This is a genomic window from Paenibacillus sp. J22P218 (assembly GCF_056269195.1).
Genome location: NZ_JBWDNL010000008.1, coordinates 241507 through 266612, shown reverse-complemented (window position 1 = coordinate 266612; position 25106 = coordinate 241507). Strand labels below are relative to the sequence as shown.

Annotated in this window: 19 protein-coding genes; 16 read left to right on the top strand and 3 right to left on the bottom strand. The window is 53.7% G+C overall.

Annotated elements, in window-relative coordinates; translation table 11 throughout:
- Positions 1-160: 160 nt before the first annotated feature.
- Together AC0YN0_RS28475 and AC0YN0_RS28470 are read right to left on the bottom strand one after the other, a co-directional pair.
- Positions 161-1471: a glutamate-1-semialdehyde 2,1-aminomutase gene (locus AC0YN0_RS28475; protein WP_475824324.1), complete on the bottom strand. Its 1311-nt coding sequence runs from the start codon at positions 1469-1471 to the stop codon at positions 161-163.
- Positions 1472-1612: 141 nt separating this feature from the next.
- Positions 1613-2644, bottom strand: a complete 1032-nt coding sequence (locus AC0YN0_RS28470) for an LCP family protein (RefSeq protein WP_475824323.1) — start codon at positions 2642-2644, stop codon at positions 1613-1615.
- Positions 2645-3267: 623 nt separating this feature from the next.
- Here AC0YN0_RS28470 and AC0YN0_RS28465 point away from each other — a divergent pair.
- Genes AC0YN0_RS28465 through bcp form a run of 4 tightly spaced genes read left to right on the top strand, consistent with a single transcriptional unit; the run spans position 3268 to position 6392 of the window.
- Positions 3268-4293 (top strand): ABC transporter ATP-binding protein, encoded by a 1026-nt coding sequence (locus AC0YN0_RS28465; RefSeq protein ID WP_475824322.1) that lies wholly within the window; start codon positions 3268-3270, stop codon positions 4291-4293.
- A complete protein-coding gene (locus AC0YN0_RS28460; RefSeq protein ID WP_442050730.1) occupies positions 4290-5084 on the top strand; it encodes an ABC transporter permease in 795 nt (264 codons plus the stop codon). Before AC0YN0_RS28465 ends, AC0YN0_RS28460 begins: the two co-directional genes overlap by 4 nt.
- Positions 5085-5090: 6 nt before the next feature.
- The gene (locus AC0YN0_RS28455; RefSeq protein WP_475824321.1) at positions 5091-5882 is read left to right on the top strand and encodes an ABC transporter permease; all 792 of its coding nucleotides are present in this window, start codon (positions 5091-5093) and stop codon (positions 5880-5882) included.
- 33 nt (positions 5883-5915) lie between these two features.
- Positions 5916-6392, top strand: a complete 477-nt coding sequence (bcp, locus tag AC0YN0_RS28450; protein WP_475824320.1) for a thioredoxin-dependent thiol peroxidase — start codon at positions 5916-5918, stop codon at positions 6390-6392.
- A gap of 314 nt (positions 6393-6706) precedes the next feature.
- Here the strand turns inward: bcp and AC0YN0_RS28445 are convergent, their stop codons facing one another.
- Positions 6707-9007 (bottom strand): AraC family transcriptional regulator, encoded by a 2301-nt coding sequence (locus tag AC0YN0_RS28445; protein ID WP_475824319.1) that lies wholly within the window; start codon positions 9005-9007, stop codon positions 6707-6709.
- A 254-nt stretch (positions 9008-9261) separates the two neighbouring features.
- Between AC0YN0_RS28445 and AC0YN0_RS28440 the strand changes: the two genes are divergently transcribed.
- The 12 genes from AC0YN0_RS28440 (at position 9262) to AC0YN0_RS28385 (ending at position 25085) form a co-directional block, all read left to right on the top strand.
- A complete protein-coding gene (locus AC0YN0_RS28440; RefSeq protein ID WP_475824318.1) occupies positions 9262-10206 on the top strand; it encodes an ABC transporter permease in 945 nt (314 codons plus the stop codon).
- A gap of 15 nt (positions 10207-10221) precedes the next feature.
- Positions 10222-11091 carry a carbohydrate ABC transporter permease gene (locus tag AC0YN0_RS28435; RefSeq protein ID WP_475824317.1) on the top strand — a complete coding sequence of 290 codons (870 nt, stop codon included), beginning with the start codon at positions 10222-10224 and terminating at the stop codon, positions 11089-11091.
- Between the two features lie 73 nt (positions 11092-11164).
- Positions 11165-12700, top strand: coding sequence for an extracellular solute-binding protein (locus tag AC0YN0_RS28430; RefSeq protein ID WP_475824316.1), 1536 nt, complete (start codon positions 11165-11167; stop codon positions 12698-12700).
- Between the two features lie 62 nt (positions 12701-12762).
- Positions 12763-13692 carry a glycoside hydrolase family 43 protein gene (locus AC0YN0_RS28425; RefSeq protein WP_475824315.1) on the top strand — a complete coding sequence of 310 codons (930 nt, stop codon included), beginning with the start codon at positions 12763-12765 and terminating at the stop codon, positions 13690-13692.
- Positions 13693-13717: 25 nt separating this feature from the next.
- Entirely contained in the window at positions 13718-15025 is a 1308-nt protein-coding gene (locus AC0YN0_RS28420; protein WP_475824314.1) for a family 4 glycosyl hydrolase, read from the top strand.
- Positions 15026-15271: 246 nt separating this feature from the next.
- Positions 15272-16273, top strand: a complete 1002-nt coding sequence (locus AC0YN0_RS28415) for a methionine ABC transporter ATP-binding protein (RefSeq protein WP_475824330.1) — start codon at positions 15272-15274, stop codon at positions 16271-16273.
- A complete protein-coding gene (locus AC0YN0_RS28410; RefSeq protein ID WP_337103695.1) occupies positions 16270-16935 on the top strand; it encodes a methionine ABC transporter permease in 666 nt (221 codons plus the stop codon). Before AC0YN0_RS28415 ends, AC0YN0_RS28410 begins: the two co-directional genes overlap by 4 nt.
- A gap of 50 nt (positions 16936-16985) precedes the next feature.
- Positions 16986-17837, top strand: a complete 852-nt coding sequence (locus tag AC0YN0_RS28405) for a MetQ/NlpA family ABC transporter substrate-binding protein (RefSeq protein WP_475824313.1) — start codon at positions 16986-16988, stop codon at positions 17835-17837.
- A gap of 539 nt (positions 17838-18376) precedes the next feature.
- Positions 18377-19735, top strand: a complete 1359-nt coding sequence (locus AC0YN0_RS28400; protein ID WP_475824312.1) for a polysaccharide deacetylase family protein — start codon at positions 18377-18379, stop codon at positions 19733-19735.
- 190 nt (positions 19736-19925) lie between these two features.
- Complete coding sequence (locus AC0YN0_RS28395) at positions 19926-20966, top strand: AAA family ATPase (RefSeq protein WP_475824311.1); 1041 nt, start codon at positions 19926-19928, stop codon at positions 20964-20966.
- Entirely contained in the window at positions 20963-22339 is a 1377-nt protein-coding gene (locus AC0YN0_RS28390; RefSeq protein ID WP_475824310.1) for a DUF58 domain-containing protein, read from the top strand. The genes AC0YN0_RS28395 and AC0YN0_RS28390 overlap by 4 nt, the downstream gene beginning before the upstream one ends.
- Positions 22326-25085, top strand: a complete 2760-nt coding sequence (locus tag AC0YN0_RS28385; protein ID WP_475824309.1) for a transglutaminase-like domain-containing protein — start codon at positions 22326-22328, stop codon at positions 25083-25085. The genes AC0YN0_RS28390 and AC0YN0_RS28385 overlap by 14 nt, the downstream gene beginning before the upstream one ends.
- Positions 25086-25106 lie beyond the last annotated feature (21 nt).

Genomic DNA, 25106 nt, shown 5'->3' with positions numbered 1-25106 from the left:
AACTCTTCCGTATACTGATTGCGTATCTGTTTTTCCATACAGGACACCTCTTCTCGTTAAAGTAATTATCTATTTACACTTAACTGGTGTCCACTTTTCATTCTAGTCCCAAGTATATCTATCTCTATTCGACCTTCTGACCTTTGTAATACTTTTGTAATTAAAGCTGCGCCATCGCTTTGTTGACAGCTTCTATTGTCGCGTCGATATCGGCTTCCGTATGGGCTATCGTCATAAACCACGCCTCATACTTGGAAGGAGCAAGATTAATGCCTTGATCGAGCATCAGGCGGAAAAACTTGCCGAACCGTTCACCGTCAGTGTCCTGCGCTTCATCATAGTTAGTTACTTGGTGGTCGCAGAAGTGAGCGGAGAAGGAGCCTCTAATTTGGTTTACTGTTAACGGGATATTGTATTGTTTCGCCGCAGATCGCAAGCCGTCTGCAAGACGAGCAGCAAGTCTGTCCATGCGGTCATAGATGCCAGGTTCTTGCAGCAGCTCGAGGCAGGCGATGCCCGCCGAGATCGAGGCAGGATTGCCTGCCATCGTGCCGGCTTGGTAAGCAGGTCCGAGCGGAGCAACCTGCTCCATAATTTCTTTGCGGCCGCCGTAAGCGCCGATCGGCAAACCTCCGCCGATGATTTTGCCCAGCGCCGTCAGATCGGGTTCGATGGCGGCGTGGTCTTGGAAGAAGCTGTAAGTTTGAGCAGAGCCGTAGTGGAAGCGGAACGCACTGATGACTTCGTCATAAATGACGAGTGCCCCAGCTTCGCGCGTCAACTTGCATAATCCCTCTAAATAGCCTTCATGCGGCATAACCATGCCGAAGTTGCCGACGATAGGCTCAACCATGACAGCTGCCGTATCGTCACCCCAGCGTTCAAGAGCAAGCTTAAGCGCGTCTAAGTCGTTGAACGGTACGGTAATTACTTCCTGTGCGATGCTGGTCGGGATACCTGCGCTATCCGGAATGCCAAGCGTGGAAGGGCCTGAGCCTGCAGCGACGAGGACGAGGTCGGAATGGCCGTGGTAGCAGCCGGCGAACTTAATGATTTTGGTCTTCTTCGTATAGGCACGAGCAACGCGAATCGTCGTCATGACGGCCTCTGTACCCGAGTTGACGAAACGAACCTTGTCCATTGAAGGGATCGCTTCCTTCAGCATGCGAGCGAGCGTGATCTCAAGCTCGGTTGGCGTACCGTACAAGGTGCCGTTCTGTGCTGCAGTAACTATTGCTTTCGTAATATGCGGATGGGCATGGCCCGTAATGATTGGTCCATAGGCGGCCAAATAATCGATGTATCGATTATCGTCAACATCCCAGAAGTACGCGCCTTCTGCCCGTTTCATAAATACGGGAGCACCTCCGCCAACCGCTTTGAACGAGCGGGACGGACTATTAACGCCGCCTACGATATGTTCCAAAGCTTGTTCATATAGGACGCCGGATTGTGGTCGTTGTAAAGTCATACTCGGTATTCCTCCTAAATTAAACTCATTCAAAACACTATCTACTAGAATACAAAAGCCGAATCAAAAAGTACAATCCGATTGTAAAAAGCAATATCAAAAAAGACGCAGCGGGCAATATCGTCCGCTGCGTCTATTATGTTATTCGCTCGGTGTATTCGAGCTGCCATCCGAAGGAACAGGCGTCTCGGAAGGGACGGAAATCGTCTCGTCGGACTGCAGCAGCTCCTGAATGTATTCGTGAAGCTCATCCTCGTCCTTGACTGCGATAACGGATGCGCCGCCAACGCGATCCTCAGCGATCAGCTCCATTGGAGGGACTTGGGTCGTGCCGGCTACATGGCTCTTCACGCCCAGTTGTCCAAGCTTCAGCATATCATTGACCGACATGTTCATATCGACATAGGGCTGCACGCTCTCCAAAATCTTTTTCATCTGGATGATGTTCCAGGTCGATTGGAGCTCCTTGGCTACAGCTTTAAGGAAGTTTCGCTGCCGCTCGGTACGGGTGAAGTCGCTCATCGCGTCATGACGGAAACGAACGTATTGAAGCGCCTTATCGCCGTCAAGATGCTGGAAGCCTTCCTTCAAGTCAATATCGTAGCGGTTCTGGTCGCCGTTATCGGTGTAGTGCATATCTTTTTCGACATAGAAGTCAATGCCGCCTATCGTATCGACAAGCGCTTTGAACCCTTCAAAGTCGGTGTACACATAGTACTGAATATCGAGCCCCAGCAAGTCGCCGACGGTTTTCATGGCCAGCGGGTAATCGCCCAAGGTCAGCGCCGTGTTAATACGTCCGTGGCCGTGGCCTTCGATTTCGACATACGTATCGCGAAGGACGGACAACAGATGCGCCTTCTTCGTCACAGGGTCGAAGGAAGCGACCATTATAGAGTCGGAACGGGCTTTCTGTCCTTCATCCAAGCCGCGGGCGTCACCGCCAAGCAGCAAAATATTAACGCGCTCCGTACCTTCCCATTCAGGAATCGGTACTGGTGTTTCAGATGTTCCGTTAGGCGTTGCCTCTACAACCGGGTCCTTGAAATTGTCCAAAGCATTATATACGCCGACGCTCCAATAAATAGCGTAACCGACGACGGCGACAATGATCACCAAGATGCTGATGAGTATCCATTTCCAAGTTTTTTTGGCCTTCGATTTGTTTTGCATTTCGTTAGAAGTGCTCCTTTCAATACGCAAAAGACTGATTACTGTGAAAGCTCGATCTTACACATACATGTACAGCATGAAGACAAGGAAAGCTAAGAAGAAGCTAATATTTGCAGTATAGGGTTGTTTCAGTAGTCTAAATCATTAGATAGCTATTATTTGAAATAATAATTGCTATTCCAGCCCGCAGGTGCCGATCCATCCATATTTATGTCTTTGAGTCGGCTAATATTTCTACGCGAAACGATCTAATGTCACCATAGGTTGACATAAGGCGTTTACGCTTTAAATACAAGTATTTAAGCACTTGATGTGCTTTAATTGCCTTGTATTTCTACGCGAAACGATCTAATGTCACCATAGGTTGACATAAGGCGTTTACGCTTGAAATATAAGCATTTATAATTGTGATCTTTATAAATTGGCTTATATTTTTACGCGAAACGGGCTTGCGCAACCAAAGGTTTGCGTAAGACGTTTACGCTGACCCCTATCTAATGTAATATTACATATCATAAAATTATAAAGCTGAACGATGCTTGGAAGCAAGTTTTATCGATTCAGCCAACAAAAAATCGTAATTTCCCAGGAAATGTCGAACGAGAGGGGCTAGACAACAATCTATGCTGGCTATAGATGTGAAGGATTTACGCAAGCAATTCAAGGTTCAAAAAAACCGTGAAGGGCTGTCAGGCGCGCTCAAGGACTTGTTCAAGCGCGAATATAACGAGGTAACGGCGGTCAAAGATATTTCGTTTCAAATTCCCCAAGGGGAAATATGCGGCTATATTGGCGAGAACGGGGCGGGCAAGTCGACGACAATCAAAATGCTCACCGGCATCCTAGTGCCGACGGCAGGACATCTCAAAGTTAACGGGTATGTACCGTTCAAGGATCGCGAACAATTCGTAGGCGGCATCGGTGTCGTATTCGGCCAGCGCTCACAGCTATGGTGGGACATCGGCGTTATCGAGTCGTTCCAGCTGCTGCGCAAGGTGTACCGCGTATCGGAAGCCGACTTCCGCAAAAGACTGGACAACCTCGTAGAGCGCCTCCAACTTGGCGATCTGCTTAACCGTCCTGTCCGCAAGCTCAGCCTTGGACAACGGATGCGCTGCGAGCTTGTCGCATCGCTGCTTCACAATCCGTCCATTCTGTTCCTCGACGAGCCGACGATCGGCCTTGATATCGTCGTGAAGACGGAGATCCGCGACTTCCTATTGGAAATGAACCGCGAGCACGGCACGACGATTCTGCTTACGACTCATGACCTGCAAGATATCGAAGCGTTATGCTCGCGCGTTATTATGCTGGACGACGGCCGCATCATATATGATGGCGGACTGGATGATCTGAAGAGCCGCTGGAGCAAGGGCCGCGAGATTCAGTTCCAATTCGCAGGTCATACGCCGCTGACCAAGCTGCAGCAGTTGACCGAAGAGCTTGCCGTAACATGGTCGCTTGAGAATGACGTGACCGCGAAAATGTGGCTGCCGCATGAGGTGAACGTATCCGACGCGCTATCGAAGGTCGTGGCCGGTACCGAGATCCGCGACATTAAAATTTTCGAAACGAACACGGACGATATCGTCCGCAGCATCTATTCATCGGGCTCGGCCGAAGTCTCGAAGGAGACGAGCGGACAATGACGAGCGCTTATATCGACTTTATTCGGATACGTTTCTTGATGATGCTCGCTTACCGCGTTAACTATTATAGCGGTATCATTATTTATGCGATTAACATCGGCGCGTATTATTTTCTATGGCAGGCGATCTATGGCGACAAGGAGACGCTTCAAGGCTTTACCGTTGCTCAGATGACGACTTACATTGCCGTCTCATGGATGGCGAGAGCGTTTTATTTCAATAACCTGGACCGCGAGATCGCGAATGAAATCCGTGACGGCAGCGTCTCGGTGCAGCTCATCCGGCCCTATTCCTATCTGTTCGTGAAAATGATGCAAGGCTTCGGCGAAGGCTTGTTCCGCATGCTTCTGTTCATGGTACCGGGCATGATCATCGTCTGTCTGCTGTTCCCGGTGAAGCTGCCGACCGATGCAACGACATGGCTGATCTATCTCGTCATGCTGTTCTTTAGCTTCCTCATCAATTCACAAATCAATATTCTGACCGGCTTATTCGCTTTCTTCGTCGAAAATAACGAGGGAATGATGCGTATGAAGCGCGTCATGGTCGACCTGTTCTCCGGCGTCGTCGTGCCGATCGCCTTCTTCCCAGGCTGGCTGTCGGGCATTATGCAGTGGCTGCCGTTCCAAGCGATTACGTATTTGCCAAGCTCGGTATTCACGGGACGTACGCCTAGCAACGAAATTGCCGGGGTGCTCGGCTTGCAGGTCATATGGTTTGTAGGACTATTAATTCCGATATGGCTCGTGTGGCGTGCAGCGCGCAGGCGGCTGTTCGTGCAAGGGGGTTAAGCAGAGATGAGATATGCAGAGCTATTCTGGGAATATATTAAGAACTATGCCAAGACACGCCTGACTTACCGGGCGGACTTTTGGATCGAAGTGCTGTCCGATTTGTTGTTCCAAGGGATGAACTTGATCTTCATATTGATCGTATTCCAGCATACGCCGTCACTAGGCGGCTGGTCGGAGGCGGAGGTCGTTTTCGTCTACGGTTTCTTCATGATTCCATACGGCGTCTTCGCCACGTTCTTCAGTATTTGGAATTTCAGCGAGCGCTACATCGTGAAGGGCGAGATGGACCGCGTGCTTACGAGGCCGGCTCATAACCTTTACCAAGTTCTGCTCGAAAATGTCGACCCGCCGTCGCTGATCGGCTCGTTCGTCGGCGCCGTCATTATGGTTATCTGCTGGCTGCAGCTTGGCTTGCCGTTCCATGTGCTGGACATTGTAATGCTGCTCCTGTTCGTCATCGGTGCGGTACTTATTTACGCGGGACTATACACGGCGCTAAGCGCGTTATCCTTTTACTCGGATGCTCCGACTGGTATCGTGCCTCTGATGTACAACATCCAGAACTATGGTCGCTACCCGGTGAACATTTATAACAAATTGATACGTTTCGTGCTGACTTGGCTGCTTCCGTTCGCCTTCGTTGGCGTAATACCGGCGTCGTATTTCTTGGAGCAGAAGGCGGACGACTTGTCGCGCCTGGCTTGGTTCACGCCGATTATGGGCATTATCGTATTCGGACTTGGCCTTGCGTTTTGGAATAACGGCGTCAAACGATATAGGGGAGCAGGCTCGTAAGGTTAAGAGCTTGAAGCAGGGGGATACAACAACATGGTTCAATTGCAATTAAGCAAAAAAGCGCCGAACTTCACGCTCAAGGCGTCGAACGGAGAGACGGTTAAGCTTAGCGATTATATCGGCCATCCGGTCGTTCTCTTCTTCTACCCGAAGGACTTAACGGCCACTTGCACGCAGCAGGCATGCGATTTCCGCGATGCGCATGCGGAATACCGCGAGCTGGATGCGGTCGTGCTCGGCATAAGCGCCGACGATGTGAAGTCGCATGTGAAGTTTGTGGAGAAGAAGGAGCTGCCGTTCCTGCTGCTCGCCGACACCGCGAAGAAGGTATGCGAGAAGTACGGCGTATGGCAGCTTAAGAAGTTGTACGGCAGAGAGTATATGGGCATCGTGCGCTCCACTTTCCTGATCGACAAGAAGGGCAAGCTCGTGCGCGAGTGGCGCAAAGTGAAGATCAAGGATCATGTGCAGCAGGTGCTTGAAGCCATACAAGAGCTTGACCGCAAATAAATAGGCTAGCAGAGCAAAGAAGCAGGCGAGGGAGCGATCCCTTAGCCTGCTTCTTTGCTCTGTTTGAAAGCTATGTTGATATTTGCAATAACTTTGGCCGATTTGGGAGGAACTTTCGAGCTATATTGGAAATTTGCATTAACTTTACTCAATACGTCCTGAATTCAGTGGATTCGAGCTTCCTATCCTGCAAAAATCCAACATAGCCATCCGATACGCCTAAAACAGCCGTTCTATCCTGCAAAAATCCAATATAGCGCCTATTGTGGGAGGTTTTCCAGTAAGCAACTACTGCTAGCAACTGCAACTCGTGCCTACTTCCCGTTCTGCTCTCGGAACTGCGAAGGGGAGAGGCCGGCCGTTTTCTTGAACAGAGTGAAGAAGTAGGTCGTGTTCAGAATGCCAACCTTCTCGCTGATAGCGGCTACCGGCTCGCTCGTCTCGAGCAACAGCTTCTTCGCTTCCTCCATCCGGATGTTTTTCAAATAGTCGTTGAACGACACCTGCGTATGGCTCCGGAACAGCTTGCCCAAATAACCCGGCGAGAGCTGAACCTCGCTCGCGATCGCTTCGATGCCAAGATCGGGCTCATGGTAATGCTCTTGCAAGTAGGCGCACACCGTGTCGATGACGCTGTCCGCCTTGGTCGGCTGCTTTTTCTCGCCAAGCACGCTGATGAGCCGGCAGAAATTCCACAGCAGCTCTCCAATTCCCTCTAACGTTTCCTGCTTCGGCAGCGCATTGACCGTATCGTAATATTCCTTCGAATAGTCCTGCATAATCGGCAGCGTCTCGTCGAAGGTGCGCAGCAGCGAGCCAAGCAGTTGGTTCGCGCTCAGAACGGCTTGATAGTAGCTCATCTCGCGCAGCTTCTTCGTGAACTGGCCGAGCGACTGCTCGATCTTGTCGGCATGGCCTAAGCGCAACGCCTCAATTAGCTTCTTCTCGGCCTGTGCCGGATAAGCCTGAGCCGAATTGTGCTGTCCAAGCACCATCTCCGCCTGAATCACGGATTGATGGCCGTAAAAGAAACGGTAATTCGCGTATTCCTGGGCCGATGTGAACGACTGCTGAATATCGTTCCGATCGCTGACGATATCGCCGATGCTGAACGATATGGAGAAGTGGAAGAAGCTTTGAATGACTTCCTGAATCTCTGTCAGCGAAAGCAGCAGCTTGCCCGGATCGATTGGCGAATCGAGCATCATGAGAACGGCCAGCGTCCGCTCGTCCACGACGATCGTTTCGTTCGGCGCATGCTTCATGAGCAGCTCGCTGCTTATATTGTTGATAGAGAAGCGGAACAAGCCTTGCTTCGTCTGATCCTGCTTCGTCACGAATTCGTCATAGCGGTCGATCGTCGCCAGAATAACGGCATAATAAGGACTTGAGAACGGCGCATTGATCGCCGAATGCAGGACGTGAGTCGAAGACAAGTCTGTATGCGTTCCCCGCAGCAAATGCTGCAAATACGTTTTCTTCAGAACCGGCAGCGATTGCTGCTGTGCCATTTCCCCGGACAATGCCTGATCGACGACGTTCGTGAACGCCTCCGACAGCAGCGAGAACTCGTTCCGGTTCCGCTCCTGATCCGCGCTGCCCGCCCCAGTCACTTCATGCACCTTGCCGATTAGCCTGCCCAGAGGATTATATAGCTTGTTCGTCGCTACATAGGCGGTCAGGATGCCAAGGACGATAATGGCTAAGGCGATCAGCGTCGTATAGCCGCGCAGCGTCGAGATATCCGAGATCAGCGACTGATAAGGCTTGATGCTTACGAAATACCAATTCAATTGGCTGGAGCGGACGAACGTCACGAGCTGGCTTTTGCCGTCGATATCGGTTCTGAAATGGCTCGTCGTTTCCTTCGAATCCAAGATGCGCTGTATATAGGGCAGCTCATTGAACCGCTTCATGAATTGATTAGGATCGGTATGGGACAAGACAAGCCCGCCGGCGTCCATGACGAAGACGTCATCGCTGCCGCTGCTGATCGACTTGATCGTGCTTAATATATATTTTTCATCCACATGGATGACGATTGCTCCCTTATAAGTAGAAGAAAGCGCGTAATTAGGCCGCAGGATGAAGGTGATCACATGCTCGGCGGGGCTTGCGCTATCGGCATAGGAAAGGCGCAGCTCCTGCGTGAAGTAACTCATATAAGCAAGCTCCGACATATTCGCAAGATGCTGTTTCTCCAGCTCATTCAGCTCATAGGGTGCTCCCGCCGTGTTCAAGTAACGTTTCGTATTGTCATTATAAATCCCCATATGCTTGATGAAAGGGTACGTCGATTGGATGTCGATCATAATATCCATCGCGTCGCGTTCCTGCACCCGGTCGAACTGTTTGTTCATTAATACCGTGATGATACGGTTATTGTTCAGCAGGTGGCTGCCGATCGTTCCGATCTGCTCGTGCACGATGTTGGAGGCATAGCTTGTCTGCTGGAGCATGGAAATGACATGCTTGCTGATCGTTTGCTCCGTCTTCGATGCGAACAGAAAGTAGAGCGTACTGCTGACGGCGAGAACGGCCAGGGCGACAAGCAGCACGAAATTAATGAGCATTTTACGATAAACGGCATAACGAAAAAACGGATTCCATCTCATCCGGGTCCTATCCCCCTAAATTCTCTCTATTTATAAACCGCTTGATGTTCAAACTTTAAAATAGATACCCGGTTTTTGCAACGCGGGCGGTGTGCTTTTCGCAAAAATTGTAGCCGTATCCGATATTTAAAGTGCCGAAAAAGCCCGATTTTAAACGGTTTTCAAATGTTTTAACTACACAGCCCCATGTACCCGAATGCATACTGAGAGCAGCCAAGAACGGCATCTTGACGAACACGAAGGGGGACGACCGAATGGAGCGCACCATAGCCAAACGCGCAAAACGCTATACCTTTTTTACCGACATCCGGAAAAATCCGGTTTCCTATTTACTGGTGCTGCCGGCCATGCTGTACACGCTTATCTACGGATATATGACGCTGCCATACATGGTAATCGCTTTTCAGAAGTTCAGTTATACGAAAGGCATCTTCGACAGCGAGTGGGTAGGGTGGAAAAACTTCGAGTTCTTCTTCCATTCCACGGCAGCGAGCATGGTGACTTGGAATACGATCAAGCTAAACTTCCTGTCGATCGTATTCGGGACAATCGTGGCCTTAATGTTCGCCATCTTATTAAACGAGATCCGATCGCGAGTCTTTAAGCGAGTATCGCAATCGACCTTGCTGTTCCCGCACTTTCTATCTTGGATCATCGTCAGCTACATCGTATACAGCTTGTTCGCCACCGAGCACGGCCTTATCAATAACCTGCTCGAGACGTTTGGCTTCGATCCGCAGAACTGGTATTCGAATCCGAAGCCATGGACTTGGATTCTCGTTGCGCTAAGCGTATGGAAGGAAACAGGGATGTCCGCCGTCATCTACCTGGCTGCCATCACGGCAATCGATGACTCCTTATACGAAGCGGCGCGGATAGACGGAGCGAACCGTTGGCAGCAGATCAAATCGATTACGATCCCGATGCTCATGCCTACCGTATCCATTCTGACTTTGCTGGCCATCGGCAAAATCTTCTATTCCGACTTCGGCATGATCTACGCCATCATCGGCGACAACGGCATGCTGTACTCGACGACGGATGTTATCGATACGTATACGTTCCGTACGCTTCGCACCTCGGGCAACCCGGCGATCGCGATGGCCATCGGTCTATATCAATCGGTCGTAGGCTTCGTGCTTGTCCTGTCCGCGAACTGGGTCGTGAAAAAATTCAACAAAGACAGCGCCATGTTCTAAGGGAGGGGAATCTACGTGAAAAAATTCGATCTGTTCCAAATCGTCAACACCTTGTTCATTTTTCTGTTCGCCTTGTTGTGCACGCTGCCGATCTTGCTCGTCTTGATCGTATCGTTCACGGACGAGCAATCGATACTAAGAAACGGGTACAGTTTTTTACCAGAGCATTTTTCCCTTGAGGCGTATAAATCGGTGTTCGCCAGCAACGGACAGCTCCTTCAGAGCTATGGCATATCGATAGGCGTTACCGTCGTCGGCACGCTGGCTGCGGTTATCATAACGGGAATGGCAGGCTACATGCTCGCCAACCGCCAAGTGCGCTACCGCAATCCGATTGCGCTGTTCTTCTTCATTACGATGCTGTTCAACGCCGGCCTTGTGCCTTGGTACATGATCAACGATTTTCTCGGGTTCAAAAACAATCTGCTCGCATTGATAATCCCGACGCTCATCTTCAGCCCGTTCAACCTGTTCCTTGTCCGGAACTTCATGCAGGAGCTGCCGGAGGCGCTGCTGGAATCGGCTCGTATCGACGGGGCAAGCGATGCCTACATCGCCTTCCGAATCGTCTTCCCATTGTCGTTGCCGGTTCTCGCGACGGTTGCGTTATTTTACGGACTGGGCTATTGGAACAACTGGTTCAACGCGATCATGCTGGTCGACAAGGAAAGCTTGTACCCGCTTCAATATTTGCTCTATAAGCTGCAGTCCGAGATCAATATGATCAACCAGATGCAAGGCATAGCGGTATCCAACGTGACGGCGCCGACCGAATCGTTCAAGATGGCAATCGCGATCATTACGATCGGGCCTATCGTCCTGCTCTATCCGTTCTTGCAACGGTTCATTATCAAGGGTCTGATCGTCGGCGCGGTCAAAGGCTAAGCTACCAACAAATTTTGATATACGGCTGAAAAGCTTTATATATAATAAAAGTTGCAGAGAGGGGAAACAGAAAATGCACAAAAAGCTTCGATTCATTCCTGCAAGTCTGGCAATTGTAATGCTAGTCGTCCTTATGATGGCATGCGGCAACTCGAACAACGAAGGTAATGGCAACAGCAATAACGGAGGGAACAGCTCGGAGGAAGTCCTTCCGGTACGTTATGCCGTTCCGGGCACGGCGAAACCTGACTTGGAGAATGTAATTAAGAAGGTCAACGAGAAACTGCTTGCCGATGGCGTTAATGTAAAGGTTGAGATTAACTATATTCCGTGGGATGCATGGGATCAGAAGACGAATCTGATGCTTAGCACGGGCGAAGAATTCGAGCTTCTTCACGTGATGGAGAACGGGTCCGTGCCCGTTGGCTCTTATGTAGGCCGCGGAGCGCTTCAGCCGCTCGACGAGCTTATTGACCAATATGGCCCTGAGCTAAAGAAATTGATTCCGAATTATGCTTGGGAAGCGGCTAAGATCGACGGAAAAATCTATTCGATTCCAGCCATCTGGCGTTATGAAACTTCCGGCAGCGGAGAAATGGGTACGCTTGGCTACCGTCAGGATTTGCTGGAGAAAGCGGGCGTATCGTTCCCGACGACGGCGGACGAGTTAATCGATGCGGCGGAAAAAATGCAGAAGGTCGCTGACAAAAATTTGTACATCCAGACCGAAGCAGACGTCTCGCCGATCTTCCTGCACCGTACCTATGATTCCTGGCCGTTCTATGTCGATTATCGCGAACAAATCATTAAAGTCGACCAGCAGGGCAACGTATCTTCGTGGATCGAGAGCGAAGAGTTCAAGAAGGACGCGGAATTTTTCCGCAAGCTTTATGAGAAAAAGCTGATCAACCCGGATATTCTGACCTACAAAAAAGAAGAGCGCGACAAAGCGATGACGCTCGGCGACTTCCTGTTCAGCACCAACGGCGCCTTGTATTCATCCATTGCGATTGCGAAAAACAATCCGACAGCGAAGATCGAAGAAGGTTACTTATCCGCAGAGAAGCCTTTGCTTCAATACTTGGCATTCGGCAACACGAACGCCGTTCCGATTACGGCGAAGCATCCTGAAGCGTCGATCAAGTTCCTGAACTGGCTGTACAGCAACAAGGACAACCATAATCTGTTCCTCTATGGTATCGAGGGCACAAACTTCAAGACGGTGGGCGACCGCACGATCGACATCATCCGCGACGCCAACGACCAGAACTATTATTTCGATTCCTGGATGATCGGCAATATCAATTATATGATGTTCGATTCCAAGACGCCCGAGAACTACTTGAAGACACAAACAACCGAACCGACGAACCCGGTTGAATTCTCGCCGGTGCTTGGCTTCCGCTTGAACACGGAGCCGATCGCGGTAGAGTACGCGAACGTATTGTCCGTCGTAAAGTCTAGCATTATCCCGATCAAATTGGGCGTTGTGCCTTACGACAAACATTTCCCTGCCGCGCTGGAAAGCTTGAAAGCGGCTGGACTTGATAAAGTCGTTGCGGAATATCAGAAGCAGTTCAAAGAATGGCAAGCGAAGCAAAACCAATAGTTTGCATCATTCGAAATCCGCGGTCTAGGCTGCGGATTTCGCTTATGAAGGGGGATAAAGCAATGGGTCAATTTCACAAAAGCAGCTTGTCTGGCAATCCGGTGTTCCCAGGCTGGTATGCCGATCCGGAAGCCAGAATTTTCGAAGGGAAGTATTGGATCTATCCGACCTATTCGGCACCTTACGATCAACAGACCCATTTCGATGCGTTTCATTCCGAGGACTTGGTCCAGTGGACGAAAGTGGAGCGCATATTGGAGCTAGGCGACATTCCATGGGCTAGACGTGCCATGTGGGCGCCTTCTCCTATTGAGCGGAATGGCCGCTACTATTACTATTTCGCGGCTAACGATATCCAAAGCAATGATGAGCTTGGAGGCATCGGCGTCGCGGTCGCCGATCATCCCGGAGGTCCATATCGCGATGCATTAGGGAAGCCGCTTATTGACCGGTTTCATCACGGTGCGCAGCCGATCGATCCGCACGCCTTCATCGACGACGACGGCATCGCCTACTTGTATTATGGCGGGTGGGGGCATTGCAACGTGGTCAGACTGAACGCCGACATGATCAGCTTGGCGGCATTCGAAGACGGTGACATATACAAGGAAGTGACGCCGGAGCAGTTCGTAGAAGGACCGTGCATGATCAAGCGCGGCGGAAGCTATTATTTCATGTGGGCCGAAGGCGGATGGGGAGGACCCGGTTATTCGGTTGCCTACGCCATCTCGCAATCTCCGTTAGGACCGTTTAAGCGTGTCGGCAAAATCTTGCAGCAAAACCCGGACGTCGCGACCGGAGCGGGTCATCACGGGATGATTCAAATACCGGGTGAGGATGAATGGTACATCGTGTACCATCGCAGACCGTTGTCCGAGACGCTCGCCCAGAACCGAGTCGTCTGCATGGACCGATTATGGTTCGAAGAGGACGGCAGCATTCGCCCCGTCGAGATGACTTTCGAAGGCGTTCAAGCGAGACCGATGAAATAGCGGAATAGGAGAGAGGAGAATAAGGATGAAATTCGTATTGATCGGCGGGGGCAGCTTTGTCTTCGCGCCTACGGTGCTGGAGGATGTTATCGTGAAGCATCGCTTAATGAACGATGAGCTTGTGCTTGTCGACCCGAATGCCGAGGCAGTGGAAGCGATGGCGGGAGCGGGACGCCGCATTGCGGATAAGCTTGGGGTTACGGTACGCATATCGGCATCTACGGACCGCCGCCAAGCGCTCGCGGGAGCGGATTACGTCATCGTATCGGCTTCGCCGCAAGGGGCGCGCCGCTGGGCGATGGACTACGATATTCTGAACGAGCTTGGCATGGCGGATCAGGCAAGGGAGTGCGGAGGCGTCGGCGGGCTCATGAACGGGCTGCGTTCGATTACGCTGCTTCTCGATGTATGCTGCGATATGGAGGAGCTTTGCCCGCAGGCAAGAATACTGGACGTTACGAATCCGATGCCGCGTGTCGTAACGGCTATTGATCGCTATACGTCCATTCAGGCGGCAGGCTTCTGCAATATCGCCTACCAAGGCGCTGACGATTATGCTTTCTTGCCGTCATTAGTAGGCAAGAAGCCGGAGGACGTTGATATCGTAACGGCGGGACTTAATCATTTCGCATGGGTCGTATCGATGAAGGACGGGAAGACCGGCGAGGATCTGCTGCCGGCGCTTGCCTCGTTCGTGCGGGAAGGGGACTGGCCTGCGCTGCCGGAGCATAAGCGCCGCGAGCTGAAGGTGATCCGCAGATGGCTGGAGCAATACGGCGCTGTCGCCGCGGGGGCGGTCGATCATCATGCCGAATATTTGCCGCTGCAGGATGATATTCATTATGCGACAACCCCTCCTTACCATGGAACGGAGGAAGAGCGGAGACAGCGGCTGCTGGAGCTGCAGGCGATCGCCTCCGGCGAGAGCGGCGATTGGGAGGTGCTGTTCAACCACCCGAGCTGGGAGCATCCCGTCGACGTCGCGCTCGCGCTGAAATCGGGGGCAACGAGGACGTTCGATATTTTGAACATCCGCAATAACGGCGCGATTCCGCAGCTGCCTTCGGAGCGTATCGTCGAAGTGCCTGTCCGAATCGAAGGAGGCGAGTGGACGCCTGTCGTCATACCTGCGTTGCCGGATGCGCTGGCCGCTGCCGTGCGTCGAATTTCCGACGTGCACGAAATTATTGCCGAGGCTGCCGCCAAGGGCGATGCTGCGCTTGTGCACCAAGCCGTCGATCTCGATCCGGCAATTAGCAATAAGGAAGCGGCCCATATTGCCGTTGACCGGATGCTGGCTATTCATGCCGACCTGCTTCCTCAGTTTAAATAGGAACAAAGCCATCTTTCATATAAATGAACCGTCCGTCCCGTACGCAAGCCGCGGGAGGGCGGTTTTTTTGTGCGGCGCGGCACTAATGAAACGCCTCTTGTTGGAGACAATAGAGCATGAATGGGCGGACTGGTACATTTTGTGCGTTGACCGGAGCGACATCCAATTTATACAATATGGCTTGCTGTAATAGGGGAGTACGGGGCGGGCAACCGCATGGTATGGCACGATAGGGGGCACACGCATCTGATAGAGCTGCATAACATTACGAAATCGTACAAGGTTGGGGCAGTCTCGGTTGAGGCTGTTCGAGATATAAGCTTAAGCGTCAAAAAAGGCGAGATATTCGGCATAATCGGTCATTCCGGCGCCGGCAAGAGCACGCTGCTGCGCTGCGTCAATCTGCTGGAGCGCCCGACATCGGGAACGGTGAAGGTAGGCGAGGTGGAGCTGACGGGGCTGTCGCAGCGTCAATTGCAGGCGCAGCGACGCAAGATCGGCATGATCTTCCAACACTTTAATCTGTTGTCGATGTCGACGGTGCGCGACAATATCGCTTTTCCATTGAAGCTGGCGGGGCAGAGCGGATCTGCCGTGCGCACTCGCGTGGACGAGCTTCTGAAGCTTGTCGGGCTGGAGCAGCATGGAGACAAATATCCTTCGCAGCTGTCGGGCGGGCAGAAGCAGCGTGTCGGCATTGCGAGAGCGCTCGCGGACAATCCCGACGTTCTTTTATGCGACGAGGCGACGTCGGCGCTTGACCCGCAGACGACGAACTCGATTCTGTCGCTGCTGCTCGATATTAATGCCAAGCTAGGCATCACCATTCTGTTGATCACACATGAGATGCAGGTTATTCGGTCCATTTGCGACCGGGTAGCGGTAATCGACAAGGGAGAAATCGTGGAGATGGGCGATGTGCTCCATGTGTTCCTGAAGCCGGAGCATGCGGTGACGCGCGATTTCGTCGATCAAGTGTCCGATACGAGCGCTACAAGCTTGCTGCTGGAGAAACGGCAGGGACGGCTGCTTCGCGTCACTTACGTTGGAGAGCTTACGTATGAGCCGATTTTGTACAACGCGGTGAAGCATACGCCGGTGCAGTTCGCTATTTTGCAGGGGACTGTGTCGCGGATGAAGCAAACGCCTTACGGGCAGCTGATCGTGGAGCTGCTAGGCGAGGATCGCGAGATCGATAACGTCGTTGCGGCTCTGCGGAAGGAAGGGCTGGAGGTGGATACGCTATGATGATGAGCTTCGAGAACGTGCGCTGGGATGAAATTTGGGAGGCTACCAAGGATACGCTGTATATGTTGACGGCCTCGCTCCTGTTCACCATTATTTTAGGCTTGATCATGGGTGTCGTGTTGTTCTTGACCTCGCGCAGGCAATTGCTGCAGCAGCCGATTGTATATGGCGTATTGTCGTTTATCGTGAACATTTTGCGCTCGGTGCCGTTCGTCATATTGATGATTATGATTATGCCGATTACGAAATGGATTACGGGAACTTCGCTTGGCGTGGAGGGTTCGATTCCGCCGCTTGTCGTTGCGGCGACGCCGTTCTTCGCTCGGCTGGTTGAGACATCGCTGCGAGAGGTGGACCGCGGCGTAATCGAGGCGGCGCAGGCAATGGGCGCTTCCAAATGGGATATTGTGCGACGCGTGCTGCTAAGCGAAGCTCGGCCCGGATTAATGGCTGCGGTGACGATTACGGCAGTGACGCTTGTATCGTATACGGCGATGTCGGGCGTGATCGGCGGCGGCGGATTGGGCGATCTTGCCCTTCGTTACGGCTACCAGCGCTTCCAAACCGACGTCATGCTCGTAACGGTCGTACTGCTCATCGTCCTGGTGCAATTGCTCCAGATGGCGGGCGACGCGCTTGTTAGCCGCTATAGCCGGAAATAAGGAATAAATTAGAAATACGGAGAGAAGCTACATTCATAGGAGGGCTAGAGATGAAAAAAACAGGATATATCTTTGTCATGCTGATGCTCGTGCTTGCTTTGGCCGCATGCGGACAAAACAAAAACAACGGTAACGGAGCAGAGCCAACCGATAATGCCGGCAATGCAGGCGAACAGCCAGAAAAAGTGAAGCTGAAGGTCGGCGCATCGCCTGTGCCGCACGCCAAAATATTGGAGGTCGTGAAGCCGCTGCTCGAGAAGGAGGGCATCGAGCTCGAAATCATCGAATTCAATGATTATGTGCAGCCGAATACGCAGCTCTACGAGAAGCAGATCGACGCGAACTTCTTCCAGCACACGCCTTACCTCGAGCAGTTCAACAAGGATAAAGGCTATGATCTCGTTAACGTAGCGGGCGTTCATATCGAACCGTTCGGCGCTTATTCGAAAAAAATCAAAACCATCGATGAATTAAAAGATGGCGCGAAAGTCGTCATTCCGAACGATCCGTCGAACGGAGGACGCGCATTGGCGCTGATGGCCTCGAACGGCTTGATTAAGCTGAAGGCAGACGTCGGCGTGAACGGAACGGTCGGCGACATTACGGAAAATCCGAAGAAGCTGGACATTAGAGAAGTAGAAGCAGCGACGCTGCCTCGCGTGCTGGACGAGGTCGATCTGGCGCTTATCAACACGAACTACGCCCTTGAAGCCGATCTTGTGCCGACAACTGATGCCCTGTTCATCGAAGGCAGCGACTCGCCTTACGTGAACATCCTCGTGTCCCGTCCCGATAACAAGGATTCGGATGCAATCAAGATGCTTGCAGCCGCCCTTCAGTCGTCGGAAGTGAAGAAGTTTATTGAAGATACGTACAAAGGCTCGATCGTTCCTGCATTTTAACGGATGATTGAATAGAGCGTCCACCCTAGCGGTGGGCGCTTTTTTTTTGTTGAATCCGCTCTAGTATCATTCTAGGCAACTAATTAGTCTTATGCCAAGCGAGCCGGCTGTTTAGTTCGATATCAGGCAACTAAACGGGCTAGTTTGGTAAGTTGGTGGCGAATCGGCACAATTAGTTCGATGAAAGGCAACTATCGAGCTCGTAACGGAGTGGCAACTGAGATTAGTTCGACGAAATGCACCTAATGAGCCACTTATCCGGCGGTGAGCAGCGGCACGCTCCAAAAGCCAGCTAATCCGCTATCGTGTTTACTACATCAGAAGGATGTTTAATTACTCTATAACGATAAAGCGTAAAGTAAATCTTTCGAATTGGCGATAAAAACTTCCGATAGGCGTTATTCCCATACAACCGGTGACAATCATAGAGTAGAGTCATTTTGGAGGCGGCTGTCATTTACTAGACTTGCCCTTCATATAATCTATCACATGGATGAAATTCATTATGATGATGGTAGAAGAGAAAGGTGGCAATGTCGATGCGGCGGACGATGCAGGCGGCTATTTGCGTAATTGTAGTATGGTTCACGATGTTCGAGCTTGGAGGATGGGCAGTGTACAAAGGGGAAGCGGCTGTAGAGGCGACAGCGGTCGAACTGACGGCTGCCGCGCCTGCTGCCCCTATTACGATTACGCATACCGAGAAGCAGCCGCTGCTCGCAAAGCCGGCCGCTTATGAGTCTGCTGACGACGTGGAGATCGAGCAGGCTGTCGGGAAGAAAGAGCCAGACGCGCAAACGAAGCCGGCTGCAATCGATAGTAAGCCCGTTGTACCTGCAACGGCTAAGCCAAGCGGCAAAACCGTCTATTTGACGTTCGACGACGGTCCAAGCCAGCATACGGAGCAGGTGCTTGATATTTTGAAAGCTGAAGGCATTAAAGCGACATTCTTCATGCTTGGAGAGCAGGTGGAGCAGCAGCCCGATATTGCGAGGCGGGTGCTTGCGGAAGGCCACGCCATCGGCAATCATTCCTATAATCATAAATACGAGAAGCTGTACGGAAGCTTCGCCGTATTCGCGGAGCAGGTGATGAAGGCCGACGATGCCATCTTCGCCGCAACCGGCGTCAGAACGCCGCTGTTCCGCGCACCAGGTGGGACTTACAGCAACTTCGACCAAGGGTATTTTGACGCGATGGCAGCAGCAGGTTATATCGTACACGACTGGAATGTAGATAGCGGCGATTCCAAGCGGCGCGGCGTGCCGTCTTCCGAGATTATCGCGACGGTGAAGGGCTCGAAGCTTGCGGACAGCTTGAACGTGCTGCTGCACGACGGCGGAGGGCATGAGGAGTCAGTGAAGGCGCTGCCTGCGATCATTGCTTATTATAAGGAAAAAGGCTACTCGTTTGCGCCGATTACGACAGCGGTGACGCCGATCCATTTTTCATTGGCCAAAAAGCTGAAGTGGAGCAGGCCTGCCGTGAAGGAGAGCGAGAAGGCGGCGCTTGTGCTTTATGCGGAGCAGCTTGGCAGAGATCGGATGACGCTGCCGCAGCCGGTTCATACGGAGCCGAATCTCATCCTTCATAGAGGCGAGGAACAGCTGGTTTTGTCGCCGGAGGAGTATTCCTTAAGCAAAGGCTCGATTAAGGTGTCACTTGCAAAGCTGACCGAGTGGATCGGCGGCACTGCCGAGCTTGATCCGGATAGCGGCGTCGTGGAAGCTTATTATAACGGCGAGCGTATCTATTGGCTGACCGACTTCGCTCTTGGCGGGGCGAAGGGGAGAGACGAGGCGGCCATCGTTCCTGTCCGTTCCACGCTTCAGAAATTCGGTCTAGCAATCGAGAGTTATGTCTATAACGCGGAGCGACGCGAGATTTGGGTAAGATGAAACGCCTGACGGCGTCCTTTCAATAGACGCCATCGTTTCGTCGAAACGTATAGAGAAAGTATGAGCAAACTCATATACCTTCCTATACGTTAAAATAGAAGCCGAATCCGATTCTAGCAGGTCTAAAGCGAGAGTAAGCTGGGGACACTGAAAAATAGATAGATTTATTTTTCAGGAGGCGAATTATACGATGAATGCTCCCCAATTGTCCGAGGAAGAAGATAAACTGCCGCATAGCCACTGGGCTGAACCGCCGCAAGTGTTATTGAATCGATTGCTAGTGAAGGTAGAGAGTGTCTTGCTAGGCAAACAAGACGTCATTAGACATACGCTTATCGCGCTGCTGGCGGGAGGGCATGTGCTGCTGGAGGATGTGCCTGGCGTTGGCAAAACGATGCTTGCGCAAGCTTTCGCCCGCGTTGTCGGCGGTGAATTCAAGCGCATACAGTTCACGTCGGATATGCTGCCGGCCGATGTCATCGGGGGCGTCGTCTGGGATGCGCGCTCGAGCGAGCTCGTATTTAGGCCTGGACCGATTATGGCGAACGTCGTGTTGGCTGATGAAATTAACCGTACTTCACCGCGTACGCAATCCGCGTTGCTTGAAGCAATGGAGGAGCGGCGAATCAGCATAGAAGGGAAGACGCGCAGGCTTCCTGTTCCGTTCATGCTCATTGCGACGCAAAATCCGCTTAGCTTCGAGGGAACGAATACGCTGCCTGAGGCGCAGCTTGACCGGTTCATGATGCGGCTGTCGATCGGCTACCCGGCAGCGGCGGAAGAGAAAAAGCTGCTTGAGCAATACGCCGACCGGAAGCGGGTCGAGCCAGAGCGGCTGCGGCCGGTTATTGCAACGCAGGAATGGCTGCAGATGCAGGCGGAGGCGCGCCAGACGCATATGCATCCGGCTTTAATTGAATATATGGTGCAGGTGGCGGCGGTAACGAGACGAGCGCCAGAGGTGCTGCTTGGACTTAGTCCTCGCGCTTTGCGAGACTGGCTGCGCGCTGCGCAGGCAAGCGCGTATGTAGACGGACGCGGTTATGCGATTCCCGATGATGTGCTGGCAACGGCGGAAGCCGTCCTTCCGCATCGGTTAGCGTTGCGTTATGTTGCATCCTCTAACGCGCCCGATGCGCTGACCGTCATTAAGCGGGCGGTTCGTGAAGTTCCTTGGCCGGCTGCGGCTGTCGGCGTAAGCGCAGCGCAAGGGGCTGGGAGGCGCAGATGAGCAGTCGCCTGGATTCAGATGCGCTTATTGACGAGGATGAGATCATTTCTATTCGCGCTTATCGCACGAAGTGGTGGCTTTGGTGCCTGATAGCAGTCGGCTGGGGTTGCTCGGTTGCGGCCGTTATGATCCGCGGCGGAGCGGTGGAATGGTTCATGGCGGCCGTGCTTACGATGATCAGTCTAATAAGCGGACTTATGCCGGCGCTTGCTGCCGCGGGGCTCAGCGCTGTTCGCAGCGTTGACGGAGTCATGCTGAGAGACGGCGGAGAGGCTGGCGTAAGGCTGTCGATTGCCCGGCGTGCGGCAATTCCGTTCATATGGGTCGCAGTACGCGAGGAAATCGCCAACGCTTATACGATGAAGGAAAGCCGCGTCGTATACGGGGCGGTATTCATTCCCCTTATGGAGAAGGACAAGGAGCTCGTATATAAGCTGCGCCGATTGCGGCGAGGAAGTCATTCCTTCGCGCCGATGTCGGTGACGGTTGGCGACTGGCTCGGTTTAACTGCCATTACGAAGCGAATGGACTGTCTCTCGGAAGCGATTACCGTTTTGCCTGCCTTGCCTGCCTTGGAGCAAATAGACGAGGCTGATCGAGCTGCGCAAAAAGCAGCGGATGGCTCGGAGACGGTCTATACGGGTACGGGACGGGACTTAGGCGCGAATGCGCGTGAGGATAGTACAGCTATAGCGAAAACGGCCGGAATAGGGCCTGACAGCCGGCCCTATCGTGACGGCGACTCGCTGCGTCATATGGACTGGCGGTCAGCGGCGAAGGGAAGAGGCTTGCAGACGAAGCTGCACAGCCAAGAAACACCGGCTGGTACGTGCATTGTATTGGATACGTGCGCGGCGGGTTATGACGGAAATGACCGGTTATTCGATGCTTGCGCGGGCTGGGCGGCGCTTGCTGCTGAGCAAGCTGCAGTTACTGGAGCACAGGTGACGCTTCTTATGCAGCAAGGAGCAGGTGTTAGCGCTGTTCGTTCGGGATTGGAAGGAGACGGCTTGACGCGCGTATCGGAGCTGCTGCTCGCGATGTCGCGCGCGAAGTGCAACAGCGGAGAGTCGATAGCGGCACTGCTGCTTCATGAGGAGCAGCTTATAGAGCGGGACGGCGCGATGCTTGCTTTTACCGGTGATTGGCGAAGCGGCAAGCAGTGGGGAGATTTGGCCGCTTATGCAGCATCCAAGAGCTGCAGGCTGGAGCTGCTCATCTCTGTGCAGAGCGCTGTGCCGACTTTCGCGATGAGAGAGCAGCAGAAGTGGCTGGAGAGCAGCGGCGTGAAGGTGACATGGCTGCACATTCCGGCAATCATGAATGAGCTTCCTTTTGCAGAGGAAGGGGGCGAGCTGAATGTCTACGCCTAGATCTAATGCGGAAGGCAAATGGAGCGGCATGAAGCGGGTCGCTGACTCGGCTTCTGATCGCAGCATCGCGACGGATGAGCACTCATTGCCCTATAGAGCTGTGACGAGCTTGTTATTGTTTGGTTTGCTTGCGGAGTGGCTGCTCCCATGGACGGATGCTGGCGAATGGGCGGCTATTTATCATCCGATGGCGCTGCTTGCTGTTATTGGCTGCGTACTCGCGGCAGGGTTATTCCGTATGCCGATGGCGGTGACGATCACGTTCAGCGTCGTGCTCTGCGTGTTCGCTCTTGCTTTCATGTATAAGGGCGATAGTGAGGGGATGCTCGAGTGGTTAATGGGGTTTCCCGAGCTGCTTGGCGACGACTTCGCGATGATCGCTAACAACGGCTTGTGGGCGATGTCCGGTGAACTTCGCACGCTTATGCTGCTTGCCGGCTGGGCGATGCTCGCACCGGCGCTTCAAGCGCTGCTATGGCTGCGCCAGACGGCGATCGGACTTGCCGGTATTACGGCAGGTTATTTAATATTGCTTCATGCCTGGTTGGGTATTGATGTCATGGGCGGCTTGCTGAGAACCGTTGCGGAAGGGCTGCTGCTTGGCGCCATCGTAACTGTCCCGCGAGCAAAACGTATTTTGGCGGCGGGAATAGGCGCGGTGAAGCGTCTGGATACGGGCTGGCTGACGGGTTCATTGTTCCTGGTGGTTACGATTATTGGCTGCGGCTTGTTATTCGCCGGAGGCAAGGAGACGACGATGGCACCTGCCGGTTGGACACAATCGTTATCGCAGAAGATCGAACATGCCGTGAATGCGCTTGGCAGTCAAGGCGGCGGTTCCACGCCAACGTTTCAACGCGCTGGCGGCTTCGTATCGGGCAGCGGGTTGACCGGCTACGGCTTCGACGACAGCCAGCTGGGAGCTCCGCTGCGGAAGGACGGGCGCATTATTTTTACGGGAAGCTCACCGGTTGCCGCATATTGGAGGGGCGAATCCAAAAATCTGTATGACGGCAGAGGGTGGAGCAATGATTGGAGCAACGTGACGCTTATGCCGGTAAGGAAGTCTTCGGATGAAGACGCAGCGAAAGCTGTGCAGTCGAACGAAATTGGCGATGAAACGGTCATTCGGCAGATGATCGTATGGCAGGAGCCTGCGGCCGCCATGCCGTTGTTTGCATCGGGCAGCGACAGCCGGGTTACGGAGCTGATCGCTTCCGATCCGCGCAGAAAGCTCGGCAGCTTCATGTATAACGAGCGCACCGATTCGCTGTATGCGCCGTCGCAATCGACGAAGGTGGAGCGATATACGATTGAAAGCGTAATGCCGGTAACCGACGGCGTAAAGCTGCGTGCGCTAAGCGAATACGAGGACGGGCAGATGGCGGAGTATGGTGGGGACGAAGCTGCGGCATCCGGACTGGATGAGGATCTAGAGCCTTATTTGCAGCTGCCGGAATCGTTGCCGGGCCGTGTCGTAGCGCTTGCATCCGAAGTCGCGGGCGGAGGCGTAACGAGCCGTTTCGATCAGGTGACCGCGATCGAAGATTATTTGCGTACGAGCTATACGTATTCGCTTGCGGACAGTACGGTACCGCCTGCGGGCGCCGACTTTGTCGATTACTTTCTGTTCGAGCAGCGAAGCGGCTATTGCGTCCACTTCTCCTCGGCGATGGTTGTCATGCTGCGGACGCAAGGCATTCCCGCTAGGTGGGTGAAGGGTTTTACGTCTGGCACTAAATTGGCGGACGATTCCTCGGCCGCGAGTGTGAGTGCTGGAGCTGCCGGCGGTTCAGAAGAGGATGCAAAGGCGGGCAACGGCGGCGTTCAGCTCGCTAACTACGCCGTCAGCGCTTCGGATGCGCATGCGTGGGTGGAAGTGTATTTCCCGGGCGCAGGCTGGGTGCCGTTCGATCCGACGCCGGGGTTCACCGGCGTCATGTCGGATGCGGATGCGGCGGCGATTAGCGCCGCATCGGGCAGTGGCGGCGCGGTAGGCGCCAGCGCCGGCGATTTAGGCGAGGCGAGCTCGCCGTGGATGGCGGGCGCAGCCCGCTCGTTCGAGGCGGCGGCGGAACGCGCTGCCTCGGCGGTGGCGCGAGCGGCGGATGCGCTCGCGGGGGCGGCGCAGAGCGCCGCCAAGGGCGCGGCGGCAGAGCCCGCCGCTGCAAGCGCCGCAGGCGCGGGCGTGCTGGCGCTGGCGTTAGCAGCGCTGGCTGCCGCGCAGCGGCAACGGCTGCGCCTGGCGCTGGCGCTGCGCCGCTATGGCGCGGCCCACGCCGGCGTTGCTCGGCGCGGCGGCGCAAGCGGAGCTGACGCGCCTGCCCTAGGCGGCGGCGCAGCAGCACAGTCGCCGCAGGCGCCGACGCTTGCGCCGCGCAGCCAAAGCGGTCGCGGCCGCGCATCGGCCTCGCCCGGCGGCGAAGAGACGCGCCTGCGCGAGCGCTTCGCCGCCGTCGCTGCGGCGCTCGCGCCGCTCATGCATCGCCGTCTCGGCGAGCGCGCGCCGCATCAGACGGCGCGACAATACGCAGCCGCAGCCGAGTCCGGCTTAGCGGCTGCCCAACAAGACGCTCTCCGCCAGATGACACTCTGGCTGGAGCAAGCACAATTCGGCCGGCCGGGCCTCTGGTCCGGCGCGCCGACACCTGCAGAGCTGCGCGCGGTGCTGCGCACGCTCATCAAGCAGCCGCCGAAGGAAAATGCTCCTTCGGCAGACGCCCCGCCCCGCCACGCGAATCAATAACCGCGGCGATGGCGCACAACC